The organism is Vitreoscilla massiliensis (genome assembly GCF_001457815.1).
GTDB lineage: Bacteria > Pseudomonadota > Gammaproteobacteria > Burkholderiales > Neisseriaceae > Vitreoscilla > Vitreoscilla massiliensis.
The window spans coordinates 85,797-100,933 of sequence record NZ_LN898216.1; the positions used below are offsets into that span (position 1 = coordinate 85,797).

19 protein-coding genes are annotated in these 15,137 nt (G+C 51.6%); 10 read left to right on the top strand and 9 right to left on the bottom strand.

Annotated features, from left to right (window positions below; translation table 11 throughout):
• Positions 1-162: 162 nt before the first annotated feature.
• The 6 genes from ttcA to BN3003_RS01020 all read left to right on the top strand — a co-directional run bounded on the left by ttcA (position 163) and on the right by BN3003_RS01020 (position 4,075).
• Positions 163-1,092, top strand: coding sequence for a tRNA 2-thiocytidine(32) synthetase TtcA (gene ttcA, locus BN3003_RS00995; RefSeq protein ID WP_058304879.1), 930 nt, complete (start codon positions 163-165; stop codon positions 1,090-1,092).
• Positions 1,083-1,487: a hypothetical protein gene (locus tag BN3003_RS01000; protein ID WP_058304880.1), complete on the top strand. Its 405-nt coding sequence runs from the start codon at positions 1,083-1,085 to the stop codon at positions 1,485-1,487. The genes ttcA and BN3003_RS01000 overlap by 10 nt, the downstream gene beginning before the upstream one ends.
• Positions 1,488-1,651: 164 nt before the next feature.
• Positions 1,652-2,446, top strand: a complete 795-nt coding sequence (locus BN3003_RS01005) for a polyamine aminopropyltransferase (protein ID WP_058304881.1) — start codon at positions 1,652-1,654, stop codon at positions 2,444-2,446.
• Between the two features lie 20 nt (positions 2,447-2,466).
• The gene (locus BN3003_RS01010; RefSeq protein WP_058304882.1) at positions 2,467-2,787 is read left to right on the top strand and encodes a (2Fe-2S) ferredoxin domain-containing protein; all 321 of its coding nucleotides are present in this window, start codon (positions 2,467-2,469) and stop codon (positions 2,785-2,787) included.
• Complete coding sequence (locus tag BN3003_RS01015) at positions 2,787-3,413, top strand: alpha/beta hydrolase (RefSeq protein ID WP_058304883.1); 627 nt, start codon at positions 2,787-2,789, stop codon at positions 3,411-3,413. The genes BN3003_RS01010 and BN3003_RS01015 overlap by 1 nt, the downstream gene beginning before the upstream one ends.
• Complete coding sequence (locus tag BN3003_RS01020; RefSeq protein WP_058304884.1) at positions 3,413-4,075, top strand: CDP-alcohol phosphatidyltransferase family protein; 663 nt, start codon at positions 3,413-3,415, stop codon at positions 4,073-4,075. The genes BN3003_RS01015 and BN3003_RS01020 overlap by 1 nt, the downstream gene beginning before the upstream one ends.
• Before the next feature lie 64 nt (positions 4,076-4,139).
• Here the strand turns inward: BN3003_RS01020 and BN3003_RS01025 are convergent, their stop codons facing one another.
• From BN3003_RS01025 to BN3003_RS01055, 7 genes are all read right to left on the bottom strand, one after another.
• A complete protein-coding gene (locus tag BN3003_RS01025; RefSeq protein WP_058304885.1) occupies positions 4,140-4,403 on the bottom strand; it encodes an HP1242/YdcH family protein in 264 nt (87 codons plus the stop codon).
• A 136-nt stretch (positions 4,404-4,539) separates the two neighbouring features.
• Positions 4,540-5,007 (bottom strand): DUF2269 family protein, encoded by a 468-nt coding sequence (locus BN3003_RS01030; protein ID WP_058304886.1) that lies wholly within the window; start codon positions 5,005-5,007, stop codon positions 4,540-4,542.
• Between the two features lies 1 nt (position 5,008).
• On the bottom strand, positions 5,009-5,374 hold the full coding sequence (locus BN3003_RS01035; protein ID WP_058304887.1) for a DoxX-like family protein: 366 nt from the start codon (positions 5,372-5,374) through the stop codon (positions 5,009-5,011).
• Positions 5,374-6,219, bottom strand: a complete 846-nt coding sequence (locus BN3003_RS01040; RefSeq protein ID WP_058304888.1) for a sugar nucleotide-binding protein — start codon at positions 6,217-6,219, stop codon at positions 5,374-5,376. The genes BN3003_RS01035 and BN3003_RS01040 overlap by 1 nt, the downstream gene beginning before the upstream one ends.
• A gap of 101 nt (positions 6,220-6,320) precedes the next feature.
• Positions 6,321-6,806 (bottom strand): DUF4274 domain-containing protein, encoded by a 486-nt coding sequence (locus BN3003_RS01045; protein WP_058304889.1) that lies wholly within the window; start codon positions 6,804-6,806, stop codon positions 6,321-6,323.
• A gap of 105 nt (positions 6,807-6,911) precedes the next feature.
• Positions 6,912-7,364, bottom strand: a complete 453-nt coding sequence (locus BN3003_RS01050) for a GIY-YIG nuclease family protein (RefSeq protein WP_058304890.1) — start codon at positions 7,362-7,364, stop codon at positions 6,912-6,914.
• A 217-nt stretch (positions 7,365-7,581) separates the two neighbouring features.
• Positions 7,582-8,100, bottom strand: a complete 519-nt coding sequence (locus BN3003_RS01055; protein ID WP_058304891.1) for a GbsR/MarR family transcriptional regulator — start codon at positions 8,098-8,100, stop codon at positions 7,582-7,584.
• Positions 8,101-8,325: 225 nt separating this feature from the next.
• Between BN3003_RS01055 and creB the strand changes: the two genes are divergently transcribed.
• The 3 genes from creB (at position 8,326) to creD (ending at position 11,904) form a co-directional block, all read left to right on the top strand.
• Complete coding sequence (gene creB / locus BN3003_RS01060) at positions 8,326-9,045, top strand: two-component system response regulator CreB (protein WP_058304892.1); 720 nt, start codon at positions 8,326-8,328, stop codon at positions 9,043-9,045.
• Positions 9,045-10,472, top strand: a complete 1,428-nt coding sequence (gene creC, locus BN3003_RS01065; protein WP_058304893.1) for a two-component system sensor histidine kinase CreC — start codon at positions 9,045-9,047, stop codon at positions 10,470-10,472. The genes creB and creC overlap by 1 nt, the downstream gene beginning before the upstream one ends.
• A gap of 76 nt (positions 10,473-10,548) precedes the next feature.
• The gene (gene creD, locus BN3003_RS01070) at positions 10,549-11,904 is read left to right on the top strand and encodes a cell envelope integrity protein CreD (protein ID WP_058304894.1); all 1,356 of its coding nucleotides are present in this window, start codon (positions 10,549-10,551) and stop codon (positions 11,902-11,904) included.
• A 127-nt stretch (positions 11,905-12,031) separates the two neighbouring features.
• Here creD and galE read toward each other — a convergent pair whose 3' ends face one another.
• A complete protein-coding gene (galE, locus tag BN3003_RS01075; RefSeq protein ID WP_058304895.1) occupies positions 12,032-13,048 on the bottom strand; it encodes a UDP-glucose 4-epimerase GalE in 1,017 nt (338 codons plus the stop codon).
• A 19-nt stretch (positions 13,049-13,067) separates the two neighbouring features.
• Positions 13,068-13,946, bottom strand: coding sequence for an Hsp33 family molecular chaperone HslO (gene hslO / locus BN3003_RS01080; RefSeq protein ID WP_058304896.1), 879 nt, complete (start codon positions 13,944-13,946; stop codon positions 13,068-13,070).
• Between the two features lie 143 nt (positions 13,947-14,089).
• On the opposite strand from hslO, the gene BN3003_RS01085 reads away from it, so the two are divergent.
• Positions 14,090-14,941, top strand: a complete 852-nt coding sequence (locus tag BN3003_RS01085) for a class II glutamine amidotransferase (RefSeq protein ID WP_058304897.1) — start codon at positions 14,090-14,092, stop codon at positions 14,939-14,941.
• Positions 14,942-15,137: the final 196 nt, after the last annotated feature.

Consider the following 15,137-nt stretch of genomic DNA (forward strand, 5'->3'; position numbering starts at 1 on the left):
ACCACACCTCTGCTGCCCTACCCGACCGCTGCCACACCAGCGGCCTGTCAACTTGAACAGGCTAATTTTCCGATACGAATAAACGCCTTAGACCACAAACCCACCCAAAATCCGCCAATTTCGCGTATAATCGCAGCCCTTTCTATTAAGCCTGTTGCCATTATGTCTGAAAAAAGCAAAGCCGAACTCGAAGCCAACAAATTGATGAAGCGCCTGCGCCATGCGGTCGGCGATGCCATCAACGATTTTGGCATGATAGAACAAGGCGACAAAATCATGGTTTGCCTCTCTGGTGGCAAAGACTCTTACGCCATGCTCGACATCTTGCTGGGCTTACAAAAATCCGCACCGATAGACTTTGACATCGTCGCCGTCAACCTCGACCAAAAGCAACCCGGTTTCCCCACCCACATCTTGCCTGAGTATTTGCAAGCCTTGGGCGTAGACTACCACATCATCGAAGAAGACACGTACAGCGTGGTCAAACGCGTGGTGCCAGAAGGCAAAACCACTTGCGGTTTGTGCAGCCGTTTGCGCCGCGGCATTTTGTACCGTGTTGCCAAAGAATTGGGTTGCAGCAAAATCGCCTTGGGCCACCACCGCGATGACATCTTGGAAACGATGTTTTTGAACATGTTTTTCGGTGGCAAACTCAAGGCTATGCCACCGAAATTGGTGTCTGACAACGGCGAACACATCGTCATCCGTCCGCTGGCTTATGTAAAGGAAAAAGACTTGGTGCGCTTTGCTACCTTGCGTGAATTCCCGATCATTCCGTGCAATTTGTGTGGCTCACAGCCGAATTTGCAGCGCCAAGTGGTCAAAGAAATGCTTGAAGACTGGGACAAACGTTTCCCAGGTCGTATCGAATCGATGTTCAGCGCCTTACAAAACGTGGTGCCATCACATTTGGCCGACCCAAAACTGTTTGATTTTGTCGGCTTGGAACGCGGCCAAGAATTGCCACACGGCGGCGATACCGCGTTTGACAAAGAAGACTTCAGCGCGCCAGCAGCGCCGGCCAACAGCGGCAAAGTCATCAATATTTTGGACAACCGCAGCCGCGACACCGAAGCCTTGTCATGCAAATAAATACCATAGCCAGCGTTCGCAGCGCCGTATTGCTGGCTGTTATTGCTTTACAGGCCGCTTGTGGCACGGCGCAAGTCAGCGATGAGGCGCAAACCTTGGCGCAATTGCAACAAGACAAGGCGCGTTTGAACCGCGTGTATGCCAGTGTTGAAGCCAGCTTGATTCAGAATCAGGCCAGCGATGCCGCGGTGGCACAAGCGCGGCAGCAATTGACCGCTTTAAAACTGGCGCGCCTGAAAGCGTGCACCGCACCAGCGTCGCCGAACGCACCATTGCGTTTGCAATACACGCAATGCCAATACCAAGCGACGTTAAACGATTTAGACAAATTGCAACAATGGCACAAGCTGCGTTACCAATTTAACGCGCCTGCGCCGAAAACCACCGCCCCCTAATCTTACCGGCCGCTGTTTTATCTCATAAGCGGCCTGTAAACCTCGGTAAGCCTATTGTTACTGAGATTTCCTAACCTTATTGCCTGCGCTTAAGCCATGGCCGCTGCCGATTCCGCCGCGGCGTCTGTGTTATAGTGTGGGCATTATTTTGCTAGTACAAGACCATGACCCGTCACCCGTATCAGCGCTTACGGGCGCAACAATTTGAATTGCCCGAAGTGGGCATTTCCGAAGAAGACAACATCCGCTCTTTGCATTTGGGCAGCCCGACCATACAGTCGTCGATGAACCTCGATAACCCGAGCGAATTGGTGTTGTCCTACAGCCAAGCCATGATGGGCTGGCTGTTGTTTCAAGACGCGCCTGCGCACATTACCCAAATCGGTTTGGGCGGCGGCTCGTTTGCGCGTTGGTTGGCCGAGTATTGCCCAAGCACCGTGCAAACCGTGGTGGAAATCCATCCACAAGTGATTGCCATCGCCCAAGCCATGTTCGACATCCCCGAAGAAAGCGACACGTTTGAACTGGTCGAAGCCGACGGCGCCGACTTCATCAAAACCATGCGCGGCGGCACCGATGTGATTTTGGTCGACGGCTTCGATGGCGAACAAATCATCGACGCTTTTGTCGATGTGCCCTTCTTTCAAGACTGCCACACCGCGCTGAGCGAACAAGGCATTTTCGTTACCAATTGGTGGCAAGGCGACAAGCGCTTTGATTTGTTTGTCGAGAAACTGCGCATCGTCTTTGATGACCAAGTATTGTTGCTGCCTGCGCTCACCCACGGCAATATTGCGGTGTTTGCCTTCAAAGGCTCACCGGAAATGCAGTTGGAAAAATTAAAAAAACGCGCCGACAAATTGGCAACGCAATACCATTTGGACTTTGCCCACATGGTGCATTCCATCAAATCGCGCCACCAACACAATGGCAAAGTATTGCAATTCACACCCGCTTAAGCGGCCTGTAAAGGACATCCATGGCTTATTTTGAACGACACGTGTTTGTGTGCACCAATGCCCGCAACGATGACAGCCGCAAATCGTGTGGCGACCACAATGTGGGCAAACATGCCGCTGGCGTGGTCAAAAACGAATGCCTGAAAGCCCACATCCACGGCGAAGGCAAAATCCGCGTCAGCCAAAGCGGCTGTTTGGGTCGCTGCGAAGAAGGCCCGTTGTTGGTGATTTATCCTGAAGCACGTTGGTACAACTACCACAGCGATGAGGATTTAAAGCAAATTGTCGCCGAAGACTTGGTCGCTGGCCGCCCTGTTGAACACCTGTTATTGGACAAATAATGTTAAAACAACCGGAAATCGTGTGGGTAGACGGCCCTACAGGCCGCTTGGAAACCATTTACATCCCCGCACAAGAAGATGTGGCCGTGGGCGTGGCGGTGATTAACCACCCCAATCCAACCCAAGGCGGCACCAATACCAATAAAGTCATCCAAACCGTGGCCAAATCATTGAGCAAACAGGGCTACCACTGCTATTTGCCCAATTTGCGCGGCGTCGGCAACAGCGATGGCGTGCACGATTATGGCGTGGGCGAGGTTGATGATGTGTTGGCCGTCATCGCCTACGCACAAGCCGCCCATCCTGAAGCAGGCAAACTCACCGTCGCTGGTTTCTCTTTTGGCGGCTATGTGTCGGCCAATGTGGCGCAACACGTCGACATCGACCATTTGATTTTCTTGGCTGCGGCGATGATGAAATACGAACGCCACGCGCCGCCAGTGCCGCATCCTGAACGGGTGTTTTTTGTACATGGCAATGCCGATGATGTGGTGGAGTTGGAACACACTTATGCGTGGTGCCGTCCACAAGGCATCAGTGTGATGGTCATGCCTGAAGCCGGCCATTTCTTTCATGGCCGCTTAATCGAATTGGGACAAATCATCGACCGCTACGGGCTGCGCTGATGAGCACAGACAACCGCCGCCCCATCGCCGCCCGCCACACAGGCTGGGCGCAAAAAATCACCCGCGTCCTCATCAAGCTGCGCTTGAGTCCCAACACGATTTCGGTGTTCAGCATCGTGTTTAGCGTATTGGGTGCGGCCTGTATCGGTTTTGCTCACGGTGCCGCTTGGTCATGGCTCATCTTTGCGCTGTGCATACAGCTGCGGCTGTTGTGCAATTTGTTTGATGGCATGGTGGCAGTAGACGGCGGTCTGAGCTCGGCCGTGGGCGCACTCTACAATGAAGTGCCCGACCGCGTCTCGGATACGGTATTGTTTGTGAGCGCCGCTTATGTGATAGATTTGCCCGAATTGGGTTGGGCAGCGGCCTTATTTGCCGCCTTCACCGCTTACATCCGTGTATTGGGCGGCAGCGTTGGTGAGCCGCAATTGTTTTTGGGCCCGTTTGCCAAGCAGCAGCGCATGGCAGCTTTGACCATCGCCGCGCTCATCAGTATCGCCGAAGCAGCGTGGCTGCACAGCTTTTATGTGATGGGCACCGCCTTGCTCATCATCGCCGTTGGCAGCGCATACACCTGCGTGCGCCGCTTGCGCGCCATCGCCACCCAATTACACACCAAGGCCAATCAGGCCGACCAAGACGCACATTATCCCTTCAAATAACTTAAACAAGCGGCCTGTACATTTACAGGCCGCTTTGATACGGTTTCATACCAGCTTCAAACACCTAAGCCGCATCGTGCGCCGCTTTGGCCGCTTGATAGAGCTCATCTTTGATAGCAGCACGCTGGTGTTTCAAACGCGCCAACTCATCATCCTCTAAGATTTTCACGTCTTCTTCATCGTCGGTAATTTGCTGGTCTATGGCGCTGTACTCCTCCATCAATTTGGCAAAATGGCCGTTTTCCTGCGCCATTTTGGCGAAAGTATCCGCCAATTCTGGGAACTCCACATTCAACACATGCGATAACAATTTCGTATACGGTTGCATCATCACTCCTCAAGTATGAACAGGCCAGCAAACCCGCTGCCTAGGCTTAATGTAATGCGCAAACACGTGCAGTGTAAATACTTTAAGCACTTCTTATGCAAACACGGCCTGTAACTTACAGGCCGCTTGTTTCATCTTACATCGGTTTCAATACCATCAAAAAATACACCGTCATCATCGCAATAAATGCAGGATAACCAAGCAATTCCCAGCGCTTGGCGTAGCGCCAATACTTGGCCGGCAAGGCGGTGTTTTGCGCATGCGCGGCGATGGCCATGTCGCGCATTTTCAATTGCAACCACACCACTGGCAGCCAACAAATCCCTGCCAAAGAATACAATGCAAACGTCCACAACAGCCATTTGCTGTCAAACGGTATGCCCGACACCCACATCATCCATAAGCCAGATAAGGGCTGGAAAATCACCGCCGGTGTGGTGAACCACCAATCCGCTTTCGCCACCCAACGACTGACCACCGCTTGCGCCGCCACCGAGCCACTGCGGTTGGCCCAGAACAAATAAAACGCGGTGCCAAAACCTGTGCCCACCATCAACACAGACGACAACACATGCAAGGCTTTTACCCATAAGTAGTATTCCATTTCACACCTTCCTTGTTTCAGTCACGGCCAAATGGGCCATCATTGCCGCTATCGGCAGGTTTTTTAGCAACGGGCCAAACGGGTGCAACCAGTTTTCCGGCAGCCACAGCGCAATCACCACACTGTAAAACGCCACCAACACACATTGCCCCCACCACAGCCACCGACTTGGCCGCCATATAATCCACAGCGCCAAGCCCACATCGCACAGCGATGCAGAAATCAGCAGCGGCCATTGCCACGCCGACTCTATGCCCACTTGCGAGAGCAATTGCAGCGATTGTTGCGGCACCGTCAATATCGGCTGCAAACCGCTGTACAACCACAGCACCACCAACGACGCCACCATCGCTTTGCGGCTGTTCATCACACTCCTCCTTGTGCATAAGCGGCCTGTAAAAATTGCGCCGGCGTTTGTGGGCGCTTACCCAATAACTGCGCAAACTCGGCCACAGACACCAAGCGGCTCTCTAGCAACATGTCCACGCTGTCGACACTGACCAAGCCGCCGCTGACGGTTTGCAACAAGACAGCCGCCGCCTTGGTCATGCCGATGGGCAAGGCATGAATGTGTGCCGGCGCTTGTTGCCATGCGTAATGGCGCAGCAATTGCACATATTCGGCCAAACTCACCACCTCGCCGCCAACCGCATGCACCACGCCGTGTTGTATCGTGTCCAACATCTGCACACAGCCTGCCACCACATCATTCAACGCCACCGGTTGTATCGGCGTTTGTCCCGCTTGCGGCAAGCACAGATGTGGCAACTTCGCCATACGCACAAACAGCTTGCTGCTGCGGCCTTGCGGCGAGAACACCAAACTCGGTCGCACGATGCCAACTTTCAGGCCGCTGCTCAGCAGCCATGCATCCAACTGGCCTTTGCTGCGCAAAAACACTTGCTTAGCATCGACATCTGCCCCCGCCGCCGAAACTTGCAACACATAGCGCAAGCCTTGCGCAGCGGCTTGTTGGTACAAGGCTTGCGGCGCCTCGCATTGCAAGGTGTGCATGCGCACCGCATCGTCAGACATCAGCCCGACACAGTTCACAATGGCATCGACTTGTTGCAGATACGGCGACCAAGTGGTGGGGCGCAGCAAATCACATTCGGCGGAAGTGGGTGCACACACCCTATGGCCTTGTTGCTGTAACTGCGCCAACACTGCCGCCCCTATCAAGCCGGAACTGCCCAGTAATAAAATGTTCATATTAATTCCGAAATTTCTGTTAAAAGAGAAATATCAATTTTTAAAAACAGGCAATCGCACTGAGGCCATTGCCTACTGGTTTAACGTGTGCAGCTTACAGTTTAGTCGTCATTTTCGGCATTCCATACGGCGGTGGCGATGTCTAAAGGCAAACCGTCGTCGTAAGCATCATCGTCCAAATCCACATATTCTGTGCCCATCACCACCGCATACATCAGCTCAGGTATGCCCCAAACATCAGCAAAATTGCTGTATTCGCTCGGATGCACGGGACTGTCGTGGGCGGGGTCAAAATAAATATTGCCATGCGCATAATAACCTTGTTGCAAACGCGCTATCAGCTCGCGACACAACAGCGCATCTTCACTTTGGTATTGCGCTTGGTCGGGTGCAAATTGCGCCTGATAACGCCCACCTAGGCACCAAAACATCATTTTTGCCGTCGCCTGATCCAAATCGCTTTGGACGGCCAAGTATTGCAAATGCGGCAAATTATCGTCGTAATTGCTGCCGGCCACATACACATGCCGCTGTTCAGCTGAAGCGGCCTGTAAATAGGCATGGATGATGTCATCAACGGGCGACATGGGGCACTCCTTTTCAACACTTATTTCAAGAATTTTTGGATGCTGCTACCAAGTTTCAACAAACGCACCAAAATCACACTCGACAAATTGGGTACTCACCCTCTCTTAAGACTCACTCTCACCCACAGAGCCAGAGTTCCAAAGTGGTCGAAATTTTTGAATCAGCGCTTTTTCTTCAATTTCATCCATAGAAATGTTAGGCTCACCAAAAAGCATCATCACATCCGATTTTCGCACCCACACTTCATGGTTTTTACCCGTTTCTATTCCAGTTCGAATACGTGCTGCATGCTTTGTGCCAGTCACACTTCTTCTAAATCCATCAGTGTGCTGTTTGCAACGGGTGGCCAATGTTTTCCCTGCCTTACCTATGTAGACGATGCGCGCTGCTTGCTTAGGGGAGATTTCTAACCACATGTAAACCCAACCATGTTTTGCGCTGGTCTCATTGGCGAGAAATGGTGCACTCAACTCAAAAAAGGGATTATTTGATTCATCCAGTATCAGTTTCCCCACTTTCACAAACCCCAAATTAGCAATCGCGTCCACGATATCCATCACAACACCGCCTTTTTCAAATTACCCAACCATTAACAGAAAACCACCTTGTCAAAATCTGAATCCCCTTCAGTATTCTTTATGCTCTCTTAGCGTAAAAAAGAATAATCAACAGGGCTACTGAACACATACACATGCCGCTGTTCAGCTGAAGCGGCCTGTAAATAGGCATGGATGATGTCATCAACGGGCGACATGGGGCATTCCTTTTCAACACTTATTTCAAGAATTTTTGGATGCTGCTACCGAGTTTCAACAAACGCACCAAAGTTGCGCTCGACAGTTTCAACATCTGCCCTGTCCACACTGTTAAGGTGGAAATCAAATCGTGGGTTTGCGTAATGCGGCGTTGCACTTCTTTGTCTTGCTCGGCAAATTCAGGACTGGCCATCATTTCGGTCAAAAAGCGCTCGGTCGGCTCGATTTCACGGCGTTGGCGTTCGGCGGCGATGATGCGGAACAATTCCCACACATCACCATTGGTTTCAAAGTGGTCGCGTCTGTCGCCCAATTGGTGTACCACGGTGACCAAGCGCCAGCTTTGCAATTCTTTGATGCTGTTGCTGACATTGGAGCGTGCCACCCCTAAGGTATCGCAGATTTCATCAGCCGCCATCGGGCGCGCCGCAATGAACAACAAAGCATGGATTTGTGCCACGGTGCGATTCACCCCCCATTGCGTGCCCATTTCACCCCAATGCAAAATGAATTTTTCCGCCAATGGTGTCAGTTTCATGGTGTTTCTCCTTACAGTTTCTTGCATGGTAAAACGCCTATTAATTTCTGTCAATACAGAAATTAAGCAATGATATGAAACTTTCTCCAAGTTGCAAACCGTGCTGCTGGATTATTACAGACATGACACTGGCAGACAGCGCGCCGAAATACTGCTGAAAATAGTCCCAGACTCTATTAGAATAGGCTGTATTGTTTTAATGACCCACTACGATTGAAACCTGCCATGACAAAAATTTTACTGGTTGAAGACGATGCGGCGATTGCGGAGCCGTTAAGCTATGCCTTAAAACGCGAAACTTGGGAAGTGATGTGGTGCCCTACCGCGCAACAGGCTTTGGATTATTTAAATGCCGAACAAGTGGATTTCATGATTTTGGACGTAGGTTTACCCGATATGGATGGTTTTGAACTGTGCCGTCAAATCCGCAAAACCAACAACACCCCTTTGCTGTTTTTAACCGCGCGCACCGATGAAATAGAACGCATCATCGGTTTGGAAATCGGTGCCGACGATTATTGCGCCAAGCCTTTCAGCCCACGCGAATTGATTTCACGCATCAAAGCGATTTTGCGCCGCGTGCAGCCGCCCGCTCCTATACCAGTGGCAGTCAACACCACCGAGGCTTTGAGCGTGCCTGCCCATCCCGATGATGTGTTGTTGCCGCCTTGGCATTACCAAGCAGCGCGCCAACAAGTCAGTTACGAGGGGCAAACACTGTCGCTCACTCGCAATGAATTGAATTTATTGGTGGCGTTTTTACGCCGTCCCAATTGGGTACTCAGTCGCGAGCAATTGATGCAAGCAGCGTGGCCACATCCTGACCACAGCTTGCTGCGCACCGTCGATACCCACATCAAAACCCTGCGCCAAAAACTCAAATCGGCCGAAGCCCAAGAATCCATCGTCACCCACCGTGGTTTGGGTTACGAATTGAGACATTAATGCCCATTTTTATCCGCATTTGGTTGTTGTTCACCATTATTTTGATTTGTGGCGGTGTACTGATGGTGCACCAGTTCCAAGAACAGGTTAAACCCAATACCCGCAAGGTGATGGAAGACATTTTGGCCGACAATGCCAACGTGATTTCGGCCTTGGTGGCCAAAGATGTGGCCAATGGCCAAGTCAAAAGCAAGGCGTTTAACGAGCGCATGCAAACCGTGCTCGAGCGCGAAATCAGCGGCAAGATTTGGTCTATCGACAAAACCGCGGTGCAATTGCGCATGTACATTACCGATGAAAACGGCATCGTGATTTACGATTCGCTCGGCAAATTTGTTGGCGAAGACTTTTCGCAATGGCGCGATGTGTATTTGACTTTGCGCGGCAAATACGGCGCCCGTTCCAGCCTAGACCCCACCAACCCCAAAGCCAGCATGTCGGTGATGCATGTGGCCGCACCGATTGTGAACAAAGGCGAATTGATCGGTGTGGTCAGTTTGGGCAAACCCAGCGCCAGCATCCAACCTTTTATCGACAATGCCGAAAAAGAGGTGTGGAATTTGGCGGTGTGGTATTTGTTCATCGGCTGGATTGCTTGCGGCTTAATGTCGTGGTGGCTCAGTCACAACATCAACCAAGTGCGCCGCTTTGCCTTGGCCTTGGCGCCGACCAGCCAACAGCCTCGTTTTTGGCTGTCAAAAGAATTGAACGACTTGACCCAAGCCATCGCCACCATGCGCACGCAATTGGAAGACCAAGCCTATGTCGAGCAATACGTCAGCACCCTCACGCACGAATTGAAAAGCCCGTTGGCAGGCATACGCGCCGGCGCGGAATTACTGCAAGAGCCATTGCCTTTGGAAGACCAGCAACACTTTGCCGACAACATCGTCGCCCAAGCCGACAAATTGCATTCGCTGATACAGCGCATGTTGTTGATGATGCGTTTGGAAAAAAGCGGCGCTGCCACCAAACAAGAGCCGATAGATGTACCGCAACTGCTGCAAGACGTGATTGCGCAACGCCAAAGCATGAGCTCAAGCAAACACGTCGACATCGTTTGCAGCGGCGAATTGGCACCGAAATTACAGGGCGATGTGTTTTGGTTGCAACAAGCCATCGGCAATGTGCTCGACAATGCCTTGGACTTTTGTGAAGTGGGCAGCAGCATCAAGATTTGGGGCGAAAAAATCGGCCCCGATTGGATGCTGTACATCAGCAACCAAGGCCCGCAAGTCGACGCATTTGCCTTGGAAAAAGTATTTGACCGCTATTTCTCGCTCGCCCGCAGCAGCGGCAATCGCGGCAGCGGCATCGGTTTGACCATGGTACAAGAGGTAATGCAGCGCCACCATGGCCATGCGCGTTTGTTCAATGTCAAAGACGGTGTCTGCGTTTCATTGAGGTTTCACACAGTGTCGGTGTGATTTCATCTTCACTTAACCCAGTATTCACACCATGGCGGCATGCTGAAACAGTTAACCACTGTTGAGGAGTGTCGCCATGAAACTGGGATTGAAATTTTTCGCCATCTTTATCGTGTGTGTGCTGTTTGTGGCGGTCATGTATGGCATACGCGATTTGGTCGCCGAGCGCCAACAATTGGCCGAACGCGTTAACCGTGACATCGCCGAGCAATATGTGTCGTCACAACGGGTATTGGCACCGCTTGCATTGATACCGATTAACCGCGTCTGCCCCGCCAACAGCACGACCTCAAACGCGGCCTGTAAACCCTCTACCCGCTGGATCAGCCTCGCTGCTGATAATGCCAATTGGCACAATGCCTTGCAAGTAGACAGCGACAGTTTGAAACGCGGCATCTACCGCAGCATGTTGTTTCACAACGGCATGAACTACCAAGCCCAATACGACTTCAGCCGTTTGAGCGTCGCTGAGGGTGAGCAAATAGATTGGTCGCAAGCGCTGTGGGTGTGGCAAATCAGTGACCAACGCGGCCTCAATCAAGCCCCTACTCTGGACATCAACGGGCACAAGCAAACATTAAAACTGATGTTACAAGCCCATCCGCGCATCGAAGGTGCGTATTATGCCGCACCCTTGCTTGCCACCGACAAGCCGGTCAAATTGCAATTACAGGCCGCTTTCACGGGCACCTCTGACTTAAGCCTATTGCCCTTGGCCGCCACGCAAATCGACATGCAATCTCCGTGGGCACACCCTAAGTTCGAGGGCAGCAACCTGCCACAATCGCGCCAAGTGCAAGACAGCGGCTTCAAAGCCAGTTGGAGCAGCGGCTTTATGAACGAAAACAACCAGCAATATGTACAACAATGCTTGAGTCGCAGCGATTGTAAAATCAGCCTCTATCCCGCCAACAATGACTGGCAAGCGGCGGCGGTATCGGTATTCAATCCCGTCAATGTCTATACCTTGAGCGACCGCGCCATCAAATACGCGCTGCTGTTTGTGCTGATGGTGTTTGGCGTGTTTGGTCTATTTGAAGTATTGAAAGACTTGCGCGTGCATCCCGTGCAATACGGCTTGGTCGGCGCAGCCTTGGCGGTGTTTTACCTGTTGTTATTGTCTTTGAGTGAGCACATCGGCTTCACCCTCGCCTATGTCATCGCCGCCAGTGCCTGCGTGTTGCTCATCAGCTGTTATGTGGCGGCCATTTTGCACAGCTGGCTGCGTGCCAGTGTCTTGACGGTCTTATTGCTGGGCTTGTACAGCGTGTTGTACTTCTTGCTGCACACCAGCGAATGGACGCTGATTTTAGGCTCAGGCTTGGTGTTTGTGGTGTTGGCCAGCATCATGTTGCTGACGCGCAAATTGGATTGGTATGCCTTAGAACAACGCCATTTGTACCACCCTCGCACACATTCTGAATCCGAGTGAGTCGCAAACAAGCACAAAAAAGCCGCCCTAGGGCGGCTTTTGGCCTTTACAGGCCGCATTCAGCTGCTTGCTTGTGGCTAGTTTATACGACTTGTAGATTCACTCAATATGCTGATTTACAGGCCGCTTATTCATCATAGCCATTGGGATTATTGCTTTGCCAACGCCATGAATCTTGCATCATCTGCGCCAAATCGCGCTTGGCTGTCCAGCCCAATTGGGTTTGGGCCAAGCTTGAGTCCGCCCAATAACTGGGCACATCGCCGCCGCGACGCGGCGCCACCACATACGGTATCTTCATGCCTGCGGCCGCTTCAAACGCATGCAACACGTCCAAAACCGAACTGCCTTGCCCTGTGCCCAAGTTATACACATGAAAACCCGCATCTTGCTGGTGCACTTCCACCGCTTTGACATGGCCATCGGCCAAATCGGCCACATGAATGTAATCGCGCACACCGGTGCCATCGGGCGTCGGATAATCATCACCAAACACCGCCAAATGCTCACGTTTGCCCACTGCCACTTGGCAGATATACGGCAACAAATTGTTCGGAATGCCGTTCGGGCTTTCACCTATCAACCCGCTTTCATGCGCACCGATGGGATTAAAATAGCGCAACACCACCATACTCCAACGCTCATCAGTAGCCGCCACATCGCGCATCATGCATTCAACCATGTACTTGCTGGTACCATAGGGATTGGACGTATTGCCCGCAGGCGAGGACTCCGTCAACGGCACCACTTCAGGGTCGCCATAGACGGTAGCCGAAGAACTGAACACCAGTTGGAACACCCCAGCTTTGGCCATTTCTTCCATCAACACCAATGAGCCCGACACATTATTGTCGTAATACTTCATCGGCAAGGCCACGCTCTCACCCACTGCTTTTAAACCAGCAAAATGAATGACCGCATCAAATGTGTGTTCAGTAAACAGGTGTTGCAACACGCTGCGGTCGCGCACATCGCCTTCCACAAACGCAATGGTGCGGCCTGTAATCTGCTCCAAACGTGTCAATACTTTGCGACTGGCATTGACCAGATTGTCCAGTATCACCACTTCATGGCCGGCCTGTAATAAGGCAATGACGGTGTGCGAGCCGATATAGCCCATACCACCGGTGGTTAAAATTTTCACACTGTTCCCATCACCGCGCTTATTGTTTTAACTCATGGCGCACGGCGGCGGCCACATCATTGCCAAACAAGGTTTTCACATCTTCCTCATCAAACACATATTTTTGCTGACAAAAATCACAGGCGATTTCGACGCTGCCTTGTTCCAATAAGATTTGACCCACTTCTTGACCGCCCAATAACAGCAACATATTGCCCACTTTTTCATGTGAGCAAGTGCAGGCAAATTCCAAGTTTTCGGCTTCAAACACGCGCACTTGTTGCTCATGGAACAAACGGTATAACAAGGTATTGGCATCGGTAGCCAGCAGTTCTTCACGGTTCACGGTTTGCAGCAACGACTCGACGTATTGCCAATCTTCGCGCGCCATCTCTTGACCGGCCAAACGCTGCACCATCATGCCCACAGCACGTTCGCCATCGGCGGCCAAAATCAAATCGCTGTCCAATTGCTCCGATTGTGCCAAATAATTGGCCAACATTTGCGCAATGCTGTTGCCTTGTAAACCGACAATGCCTTGCCACATTTCGCCTTGGCGCGGTTGCAGTGTCAACACAAACTGACCTTGTTCACCGATTAAGTCTTGCAAACTGGCATCGTCAGCGATGGTCAAACTGTCATCAAAACGCGCCGTGCCGCGACAAGTCTGTTCGCTGGTCGCCTCTGCCACCAACAGTTTCAACACGCCCGTGCCTTGTACTTGCAATATGAACGTGCCATCAAACTTCAGATTCGCCGCCAACAAAGCGCCAGCGGCGACCAATTCGCCCAAAGCCTTGGCGATGGGAGCGGGATAGTCTTTTTGGTTCACAATGTGTTGCCACACTTGCTCCAAAGCCACATGCACACCGCGCAGCGGCAATTGGTCTAAGATAAATCGGGTACGTTGATTGCTCATGTCTTGCTTTCTGTATGTCTTGCAGTAAGGCTTTTAAATGCGGCCTGTAAGCCCCATCTTCAAGTAGGCGTTTGGTGTGGCGCTCTGCCATTGCTATAATGTGCCAGAGTTTTGAGAAACCCATGTATCCAAAAGGAATCCCTATGTGCCAATTATTGGGCATGAATTGTAACACGCCTACAGACATCGTTTTTTCGTTTGAGGGGTTTCGTTTGCGCGGCGGCTTAACCGACAGCCATGCCGATGGTTTTGGCATTGCCTTCTTTGAAGGCAAAGGTGTGCGTTTGTACCACGATGACAAACCCAGCGCCTCGTCGCCAGTGGCCGATTTGATCAAGACTTACCAAATCAAGTCTGAAAACGTCATCGCTCACATCCGCAAAGCCACCCAAGGCGAGGTCAATTTGGCCAATACCCATCCGTTTGTGCGTGAGCTGTGGGGCGAGTATTGGGTGTTTGCCCACAATGGCAATTTGCGCGACTTTCACCCGGCAATAGGTGAATTTTATCGCCCTGTCGGCAATACCGATTCCGAGCGGGCATTTTGTTTTATCTTGGAACAATTGCGCCAACGCTTTACCGAAAAGCCTGCTGAGTCGGTGTTGATGCAGCACATCGCCTGCTTGGTCAAAGAAATTCGCGCCCATGGCTTGTTCAATTTGCTGATGTCCAATGGCGATTTGATGTTTGCTCACGCCAGCACCTTATTGCATTACATTGTGCGCAAAGCACCATTTGGCGAAGCGGTATTGCTTGATGACGACATCAACATCGACTTCGCCGCCGTCACCACGCCCAACGACCGCGTGGCGGTGATTGCGACCTTACCATTGACCACCAACGAGTGTTGGCAACAGATAGCCGTCAATGAATTGGTGTGTTTGCGCGAAGGCGAAGTGGTGTTCAGCGATGCGCCAGAACCCAAGCAATTCATGAGCATAGACGAAGGTTTGTGCATTGCCCGCAGCGTCGGCGCCGCGGGTGCATGTGATTAAAATTTAAGCAACCGCAATTAATCTTAATGAATCAATTGCTTAATTCGCTTATCCACATGATATCCCGCTGCTTGCCCCCGACACTTGTCCATAGTTGGGAATTAATTCAGCGCCAACACAGTCTGTAGGCGGCAATTCGGGATAAACTGTGGATGGCTTGTGCATAAATGGCGGAATATTTATTTACAGGCCGCAT

Excerpts from the sequence above, each read along its gene's own strand:
- ttcA (WP_058304879.1), top strand. The coding sequence starts at position 163 with ATGTCTGAAAAAAGCAAAGCCGAACTCGAAGCCAACAAATTGATGAAG.
- BN3003_RS01000 (WP_058304880.1), top strand. The coding sequence starts at position 1,083 with ATGCAAATAAATACCATAGCCAGCGTTCGCAGCGCCGTATTGCTGGCT.
- BN3003_RS01005 (WP_058304881.1), top strand. The coding sequence starts at position 1,652 with ATGACCCGTCACCCGTATCAGCGCTTACGGGCGCAACAATTTGAATTG.
- BN3003_RS01010 (WP_058304882.1), top strand. The coding sequence starts at position 2,467 with ATGGCTTATTTTGAACGACACGTGTTTGTGTGCACCAATGCCCGCAAC.
- BN3003_RS01015 (WP_058304883.1), top strand. The coding sequence starts at position 2,787 with ATGTTAAAACAACCGGAAATCGTGTGGGTAGACGGCCCTACAGGCCGC.
- BN3003_RS01020 (WP_058304884.1), top strand. The coding sequence starts at position 3,413 with ATGAGCACAGACAACCGCCGCCCCATCGCCGCCCGCCACACAGGCTGG.
- BN3003_RS01025 (WP_058304885.1), bottom strand. The coding sequence starts at position 4,403 with ATGCAACCGTATACGAAATTGTTATCGCATGTGTTGAATGTGGAGTTC.
- BN3003_RS01030 (WP_058304886.1), bottom strand. The coding sequence starts at position 5,007 with ATGGAATACTACTTATGGGTAAAAGCCTTGCATGTGTTGTCGTCTGTG.
- BN3003_RS01035 (WP_058304887.1), bottom strand. The coding sequence starts at position 5,374 with ATGAACAGCCGCAAAGCGATGGTGGCGTCGTTGGTGGTGCTGTGGTTG.
- BN3003_RS01040 (WP_058304888.1), bottom strand. The coding sequence starts at position 6,219 with ATGAACATTTTATTACTGGGCAGTTCCGGCTTGATAGGGGCGGCAGTG.
- BN3003_RS01045 (WP_058304889.1), bottom strand. The coding sequence starts at position 6,806 with ATGTCGCCCGTTGATGACATCATCCATGCCTATTTACAGGCCGCTTCA.
- BN3003_RS01050 (WP_058304890.1), bottom strand. The coding sequence starts at position 7,364 with ATGGATATCGTGGACGCGATTGCTAATTTGGGGTTTGTGAAAGTGGGG.
- BN3003_RS01055 (WP_058304891.1), bottom strand. The coding sequence starts at position 8,100 with ATGAAACTGACACCATTGGCGGAAAAATTCATTTTGCATTGGGGTGAA.
- creB (WP_058304892.1), top strand. The coding sequence starts at position 8,326 with ATGACAAAAATTTTACTGGTTGAAGACGATGCGGCGATTGCGGAGCCG.
- creC (WP_058304893.1), top strand. The coding sequence starts at position 9,045 with ATGCCCATTTTTATCCGCATTTGGTTGTTGTTCACCATTATTTTGATT.
- creD (WP_058304894.1), top strand. The coding sequence starts at position 10,549 with ATGAAACTGGGATTGAAATTTTTCGCCATCTTTATCGTGTGTGTGCTG.
- hslO (WP_058304896.1), bottom strand. The coding sequence starts at position 13,946 with ATGAGCAATCAACGTACCCGATTTATCTTAGACCAATTGCCGCTGCGC.
- BN3003_RS01085 (WP_058304897.1), top strand. The coding sequence starts at position 14,090 with ATGTGCCAATTATTGGGCATGAATTGTAACACGCCTACAGACATCGTT.